The following is a 7,501-nucleotide window of genomic DNA, read 5'->3' on the forward strand; positions in this document are numbered from 1 at the left end:
AAAGATCGGCCGGCCGATTTGGATCACGCATGGGGATCACCGAAGGCCACGTCCGCCTCTCACCACCGCTTCTGGCAACGCCGAATCGGGCGATAAAGCGGCGGCACCATACGGAGCGGTCCGAACCCTGTCAAGGACGGCTCCGACGTTAAGGAAACCCGTAAAAACCGTTTAAAATCAAGAAGTTGTTTGGTCAGCCTGTCGCCCGCATCGCTTCGGCCGCGCTCAGGTCGACTGACACCAACTGCGAGATGCCGGGTTCGCTCATGGTGACGCCGAACAGACGGTCCATGCGCGCCATGGTCAGACGATGATGGGTGATGATCAAGAAGCGGGTCGTGCCCTCCGATGCGAACTCGTTCAGGAGATCGCAGAAGCGGTCGACATTGGCGTCGTCGAGCGGTGCGTCGACCTCGTCCAGCACGCACACCGGCGACGGGTTGGTCTGGAAGAGTGCAAAAATCAGCGCCAGCGCGGTCAGCGCCTGCTCGCCGCCGGATAGCAGCGAGAGGATCTGAAGCTTCTTGCCCGACGGGCTGGCCTCGATCTCCAGGCCGGCCTCCAGCGGATCGTCCGAATCGACGAGAGAGAGGCGTGCATGGCCGCCGAACAGGCGTTTGTGCAGTGTCTGGAAATGACCGTCGATCTCGTTGAACGCGGCAACCAGCCGCTCGCGGCCCTCGCGGTTGAGCTCCTGGATACCGCGCCTCAGCCGCGCGATCGCCTCTTCCAGGTCGTCCTTCTCCGAGAGCATGACGCCGAGCTGCTCTTCTACTTCGCCCGCCTCGATCTCGGCGCGCAGGTTGACCGGGCCCATGTTGTCGCGTTCGCGCACAACCTTGGCGAAGCGCTGCTCCAGGTCGTCAGCATTGGGCAGGCTGTCGCGGTCCTTGATGGTTTCGCCAAGCGGTTCGGGCGCGGTTTCCAGACGTTCCTGGATCTGGCGGCGAATGTCGGATTCGGCCTGCTGGCCCTGCTGTACCGCGCCTTCGCGCCGGGCGCGTTCCTCGCGCGTGTCGGCAAGGCCCGCTTCGGTCTCGCGCAGCGCCTTATCGGCCTCGGCCAGCTGGTTCTCGCCGGCTGCACGGGCGTCTGCCGCCTGGCGGCGTACGTCTTCGGCGGCTTCCAGGCGCTCGACCAGGCTCTTGCGCTGCTCGGCGAACTGTTCAGGGCGCGCTTCCAGGTCCTGCTTCTCGGTCGCCGCGCGATCGCGGCGCGTGGCGAGGTCAGCAATACGCTGCTCGGCGCCATCAGCGCGCTCGGACCATGACCTATGATCGGCGGCGATCGTGGAAAGCCGAGTCTCGCGGAACGTCGCGTCGCGGCGCAGGCGATCGTGCTCTTCCTGGAACTCCGCGAGGCCCACGCGCTCGCGTTCCAGGTCGCTGCTGAGTTGCTCCAGCTCCTCGCCGTCGTCTTCGACAGGGATACCGGCCAGGGTGCTCTTAGCCGTCTCCAGGCCCTCGGCGACCTCGGTGCGGTCATGCGCGATGCGTTCGGCGGTCTTGGCAAGATCGGCGCGGCGTGCCTCAGCGGCTTGGCGCTGGCCTTCGACGTCACGCCGGGCGTCGCGGGCTGTGGCGAAATCGTCGCTGCGCGCCGACACCGTGCGGCGCGCCGACTCTTCGCTTGTGGCGGCATCGGCCGCCTTGGCCGATGCTTCCTCATGCCGCGCCGTGCAGGCCTCAGCATGCGCCGTCGCCCGGGCGATTTCACCGGTCAGGGCGTCCAGACGATTGCGCTGCTCAAGCCGGGCCGACGCCGACGATGCGGCGCTGGCAGCGTGATAGCCGTCCCAGCGCCAAAGCGCGCCGTCCTGCGTGACCAGGCGCTGGCCGGGCTTGAGATCGCCGGCCAGGGCCGCGCCCCGCCCCTCGTCGATAACGCCGATCTGGTCCAGGCGGCGCCGCAGCTCAGGCGGCCCCTCGACATGGCGCGACAGGGGTTCGGCGCCAGCGGGCAAGGCCGCCGGTGATGGATAGGGATCGAGCCTGAGCCAGCCGATCGCGCTATCGGCGCCGGCCGGTACATCCAGATCGTCGCCCAGGGCGGCGGCCAGGGCGGTCTCATAACCGGAAGCGACGCGGACGCGATCGACGATCGGGTCCGGCGTGTCGGGCCGGCCTGACAGCAAGGCGTTCAGTGCGTCGCGTTCGGCTTCCAGGCGGGTCAGCGCGGCCTGGGCCTGCTGTAAGGCGTTGCGGGCCTCGTCTTCGTTGCGGCGCGCCTCGGCGCGGGCTTCCTCGGCTGATTCCAGCGCGGCCCGGGCGTCGGTCAATTGACGTTCCGCCTCGGCTTCCTCGCGGCGCAACCGATCGAGGGAGTCGGTGCCGTCCAAACCCAGGTTCAACTGATCGCGTTCCTGATCCACGCCGCTGGCCTGGCGGGTCAACCGTTCCAGACGCTGGGTCAGGTCCGCGATCTGCCGCTCGGCCGCTTGCCGGCGCGCCTGGCGCGATGCCCGTTCACCAGTCAACGTCGTAACCTGTTGCTCGAGCGCGCGAACCTTGGTGCGTGCGTCCTCGACATCGGCCGCAGCCTCTGCCAACCGCTCGGCTTCACCCTCGCGAGCCGATTCCAATTCGGTCTTCTCGGCTTCCAGGCGGGCCAGCGCCTGGCGGGCATCCTCGGCCAACGCCCGTTCGCGCTCGAGGTCGTGGACCAACTGGGCCAGACGTTCCTCGATCTCGCGCTGCTGCTCGTTCAGCCGACGTTCTTCGGCGTCAAGCGCGACGCGCGCGACTTCCAGTTCATGCAAGGCGGCGCCGGCCTCGTTCTCGGCCTCGCGCAGGGCCGGCATCCGCTCGGCGGCCGCCTCGCGCGCCGTGGTCGCCGCGGCGGTTCGGCCGGTCATCTCGGCAACGGCGGCTTCGGCCTGTTCCAGCTCGACCTGGGCGGCGGCGACAAAGTCCTGGGTGTCGCGCCAGCGCTTATAGAGCCAGCGGCCCTCGGCCTCCTTGATGCGATCACTCAGGCGCCGGTAACGGGCGGCCTGACGGGCCTGGCGCTGCAGATTGGCAAGCTGGGTTTCCAGCCCCTGGATGACGTCGGCCAGCCGCTCCATGTTGGTCTCGGCGGCGCGCAGCCGAAGCTCGGCTTCATGGCGGCGCGATTGCAGGCCGGAGATACCGGCTGCCTCTTCCAGGAGATGACGGCGGCCGGCGGGCTTGGCGCGGATCAGGTCGCTGATCTGGCCTTGGCTGACCAGGGCGGAGCTACGGTTGCCCGATGCGATATCGGCGAACAGAAGCTGCACGTCGCGGGCGCGCACCTCGTTGCCATTGACCCGGTAGGTCGAGCCTGAGCTGCGTTCGATGCGGCGCGAAACCTGGACGTCGGTGTTGTCGTTGTAGGCGGCCGGCGCGCCGCGGTCGGCGTTGTCCAGGGTCAAGACGACCTCGGCCACGTTGCGGCCGGGCCGCATCTCGGTGCCGGCAAAGATGACGTCGTCCATCTCGCCACCGCGCATCTTCTTAGGCGAGTTCTCGCCCATGACCCAGCGCAGGGCCTCCAGCAGGTTCGATTTGCCGCAGCCGTTGGGGCCGACGACGCCGGTCAGCCCGCCCGTGATCACCAGTTCGGTCGGGTCAACGAATGATTTGAAACCGCTGAGGCGAAGGCGCGAAAAGTGCACCTTATGCCTCCCGGCTATGACGTGACGAAATGTTCAATCAGCTCTCTGTCAAATATGGCTCAAGAACAGCTTCGAACTCTTCGACCGACATATGGCCGGGGTGGCTATCCCCGTTGATGATGAAGGTCGGTGTCGAGCGAATGTCATAGGTCTGGTCGCCCTCTAACCGGACAGCCAGGATGCCGTCAATAACAGCTTGATCTTCCAAGCACGCGTCGACCAGGGCCGGGTCCTGTCCACCCATCCGGATGAGCTTTTTGATCTCGCCCACCGGGTCCTGAGAGGATGCCCAGGTCGACTGTGTCTTGAACAGGACGTCGACAAACGGGAAGAACCCGTCCTCGCCGATGCAGCGTGCGACAGCCGACGCGGTCAACGCCACGCGATCCAGCGGGAACTCGCGGAAGACCAGCTTCGCCTTGCCCGTGTCCAGGTAGTTCTCCTTGATCGCGGGCAGGGTCTCGGTGTGGAACGCCGCGCAATGCGGGCAGGTCATCGACGAATACTCGATGATCTCAACCGGAGCGTCGGGGTCGCCCATGATCATGTCGGGCAGCGGCGCCACGTCCTGGGCCCAGGCCAGGTTGCCAACCACCGGCATCACCGCGACGCCAGCCGCAGCGTGAATAACGTGTCGTCGTGTGATCAACTTCCGATCCTCGTTTTCCATCGAGGTGGCGGGAGGGTTTACCCACTATAAAGGACGCGACTCCACCACCTCAAGCCTTGCCCTGTGGATGGGTTTGAGAACCCAGAATGGCGCGGCCCAGCCGGTCCAGCGCCTGTTTCATGTCATCGTCTTCAACCGATGCGAGGCGCCCTTCGAGGGCTTGGACCTCCGCTGCCTCCAAGTCACGAGGCCGGCGCGGCCGGGGCCGGGGCACCGGCGGCGGCACGTGGCCCTGGATTAGCCGAAGCCGCTTGACCGCCTGGTGACCGAAATAGGTCGCGATGCGGTCGAGCACTTGGGGCTCCAGGTGTTGTAGCTCCAATGCAAACGCCGGCGTCACCTTGATCGTCAATGTCCCGTCGCGGGTTAGCTTTTCCGGAACTGTGGCTTCAGCCAAGCGTTCGCCCACCACGCGGGGCCATTCGGTCAGCACCTCGGCATTGGTGAAACCGTGGCGCCTGTAGAGCTTGCCGGCCGCCGAGGGCAGCAGCGCGCCGGCCCGCATGGGCCGGTTGCGGCGTCTATCTTTTGGTCGGCTCTTCTTCATGCTCTTGAGGCCAGCGTGATGACGTCGCAATGTGGCGAGGCCATGGCGTCTCCGTCAACGACTTCACCCCGATCTGGCGATCTTTTGACCTGGTACGACCACCACCGCCGTACCCTGCCGTGGCGCGCGGAACCGGGCGAAACCGCCGATCCCTACGCGGTCTGGCTGTCGGAAATCATGTTGCAGCAGACCACGGTAGCGACCGTCGGGCCCTATTTCCGGGCGTTTCTGGAGCGCTGGCCGAGTGTCGCGGCGCTGGCCGCCGCACCCCTCGACGACGTGCTCGCCATGTGGTCGGGGCTGGGCTATTACGCCCGCGCCCGCCGCCTGCACCAGTGTGCCCGCCAGGTGGTCGAGGAGCACGGCGGGCGATTCCCCGCGACCGAGGCCGAACTGCTCAAGTTGCCGGGTGTCGGTGTCTATACGGCCGCCGCCATCGCCGCGATTGCGTTCGGCGAGCGCGCCGTGGTGGTCGACGGCAATGTCGAACGCGTGATCGCCAGGCTCTATGCGGTCGAGGACCCTCTGCCACCGGCCAAGAAGACGATCCGGCACCATGCCGACGGCCTGACGCCGGAAGATCGTACCGGTGACTTCGCCCAGGCGATGATGGATCTGGGTGCCACCGTGTGCACGCCGCGCAAGCCCGCCTGTGGCATCTGCCCGTGGCGAGATCCATGCCGGGGCCGGCGCGAGGGCATGGCCGCCGATCTGCCCCGCTTCGTGCCAAAGAAACCAAGGCCGCAGCGCCATGGCTTGGCGTTCTGGCTGGTACGCACCGATGGCGCGGTTCTGCTGCGCCGGCGGCCCGAAGAGGGGCTTCTGGGCGGCATGCTGGAGGTGCCGTCGACGCCGTGGCGCGACGACGTCTGGTCGCTTGATGAGGCACTGATGCACGCGCCTAGCCCGGCGGAATGGCGTCTGTTGCCCGGCGTGGTGCGCCACGGCTTCACCCACTTCGCGCTCGATTTCCAGGTTGCCGCGGCAGAGGTCAGCGACGTCGATGGCCGTTGGTATCGCCCGGAAACCGACGAGGATCTCGCGCTGCCGACCATGACGCGCAAAATCATCCGCCACGCGCGGTCTCAGCTCTGAGCTGCACCGGCTCACTCCCCCTCCCGGCCACTCCGAGGATGCTGCCATGGGTGGCCGGGAGGGGAGTGGGCCGGCGATGCCAGTGGATCAGCCGCGCGCTAACCGGTCTCGGCGAGCAGGCGCGCAATCGGCGCGAACGATCGCCGGTGGTGGCAGGTGACGCCGTGGTCACGCAGGGCCGCCTGGTGTTCGGCGGTGCCGTATCCGGCATTGCGTTCCCATCCATAGGCCGGGAAGGTCTCCGCCAGATTGGCCATCAGCCGGTCGCGATGCACTTTCGCGACGATCGAGGCCGCGGCGATGGAGACGCTGAGACCATCGCCCTTGACCACGGCGGTGGCCGGCATGGCGAGGTCGGGCAGGCGGTTGCCGTCGATCAATGCGTGGCCGGGCGCCACCGGCAGGGCGGCCACGGCGCGCCGCATGGCTTCCATGGCGGCCGCCAGGATGTTGAGCCGGTCAATATCGGCGACATCGACGACGCCAAGCCCGACCGCCGACGTCTGGCGGATCGCGACGTCCAGGGTCTCGCGCCTTTGCCGCGACAATTTCTTTGAGTCGTTAAGGCCGTCCGGCAGGCGGGCGGTGTCCAAGATCACCGCGGCTGCGACGACCGGTCCCGCCCACGGACCGCGTCCGACCTCGTCGACGCCGGCGACGACCGGCGCGCCGCATGCGGTTTCAAACTGAAGTGTCGGGCCGGTCATCGGTAAGGGCGTCTGAACCGTTGGTTTTCTCTTCCTTGGCGGCATTGTGGTCGGCGCGCTTGCGCTCCAGCCGGTTGCGCCGTGTCTTGGCCCAGGCGGCGAAACGCTGGGCGCGGCCTTTCGCCGTCTGCTCGGCGATCTTGAGCGCGGCAAGCTGGGCCGGATAGAGCAGCATGACCAGGTCGTTCAGATTGTCGGCGCCGGTCGTGGCGATGCGCTGCAGGCGCCGGGCGCTGTCGAACCAGATCGGGCTGATCACCAGGCTGAGCGCGATGACGGCGACGAACATGCGGTAACCGTCGGTGTCGATGGCGGCGACGGCAAGGCCGAGGGCAGCAAGCACGAAGGAGAACTCGCCGATCTGACCGAGCACGACACCACCCAGCCAGGCGCGCGGCCACGGCTCGCCCAACGCGCGCATGATGCCGACGTTCATCGCCGACTTGCCGATGGTGACGACCAGCAGCAACAACAGCACCTGACCCAGGTTGTCCCAGATGAACTTGAGGTCGAGCAGCATGCCAATCGACAGGAAGAAGGCCATTAGCAGGACGCCCTGGATCGGCAGGGTGACCCGCTGCATGGTCTTGCGGTCGGTGCTGTTGCCCAGCAGCAGCCCGGCCAGGAACGCGCCATAGGCGGTCGACAGGCCGAACAGGCCGCTGATAGCCGCCGCCGCGAAGCAGTAGCCCAGCGCCGCCAGGGTCACCAGATCGGCCTGGCCGTGGGTCAGGTTGCGGAACGGCAGGCGGACCCGGCCGCGCTTGCCCAGGAACCAGACAAAGAAGGCCAAGAACGCGATCGCGCCGACCAAGGGCAGCAGATCAGTGGGTTCGAACTCCTTACCC

The 7,501-nt window shown here is 67.1% G+C and carries 6 protein-coding genes; 1 reads left to right on the forward strand and 5 read right to left on the reverse strand.

Translation table 11 applies throughout. The features are described 5' to 3' along the window. Positions 1 to 193: 193 nt before the first annotated feature. The 3 genes from AAF563_25090 to AAF563_25100 all read right to left on the reverse strand — a co-directional run bounded on the left by AAF563_25090 (position 194) and on the right by AAF563_25100 (position 4,851). On the reverse strand, positions 194 to 3,634 hold the full coding sequence (locus AAF563_25090; protein MEM7124575.1) for an AAA family ATPase: 3,441 nt from the start codon (positions 3,632 to 3,634) through the stop codon (positions 194 to 196). 37 nt (positions 3,635 to 3,671) lie between these two features. After that, a complete protein-coding gene (locus tag AAF563_25095) occupies positions 3,672 to 4,283 on the reverse strand; it encodes a DsbA family protein (protein ID MEM7124576.1) in 612 nt (203 codons plus the stop codon). 70 nt (positions 4,284 to 4,353) lie between these two features. Then, on the reverse strand, positions 4,354 to 4,851 hold the full coding sequence (locus tag AAF563_25100; GenBank protein MEM7124577.1) for a DciA family protein: 498 nt from the start codon (positions 4,849 to 4,851) through the stop codon (positions 4,354 to 4,356). Between the two features lie 42 nt (positions 4,852 to 4,893). On the opposite strand from AAF563_25100, the gene mutY reads away from it, so the two are divergent. Continuing rightward, positions 4,894 to 5,946, forward strand: coding sequence for an A/G-specific adenine glycosylase (gene mutY / locus AAF563_25105; GenBank protein MEM7124578.1), 1,053 nt, complete (start codon positions 4,894 to 4,896; stop codon positions 5,944 to 5,946). Between the two features lie 98 nt (positions 5,947 to 6,044). Here the strand turns inward: mutY and AAF563_25110 are convergent, their stop codons facing one another. Together AAF563_25110 and AAF563_25115 are read right to left on the reverse strand one after the other, a co-directional pair. Continuing rightward, a complete protein-coding gene (locus tag AAF563_25110; GenBank protein MEM7124579.1) occupies positions 6,045 to 6,653 on the reverse strand; it encodes a ribonuclease HII in 609 nt (202 codons plus the stop codon). Continuing rightward, on the reverse strand, positions 6,628 to 7,501 hold an 874-nt coding region (locus tag AAF563_25115; GenBank protein MEM7124580.1), incomplete at its 5' end, for a cation:proton antiporter. The genes AAF563_25115 and AAF563_25110, both read right to left, overlap by 26 nt.

It is taken from the genome of Pseudomonadota bacterium (assembly GCA_039028155.1).
Classification (GTDB): domain Bacteria; phylum Pseudomonadota; class Alphaproteobacteria; order SP197; family SP197; genus JANQGO01.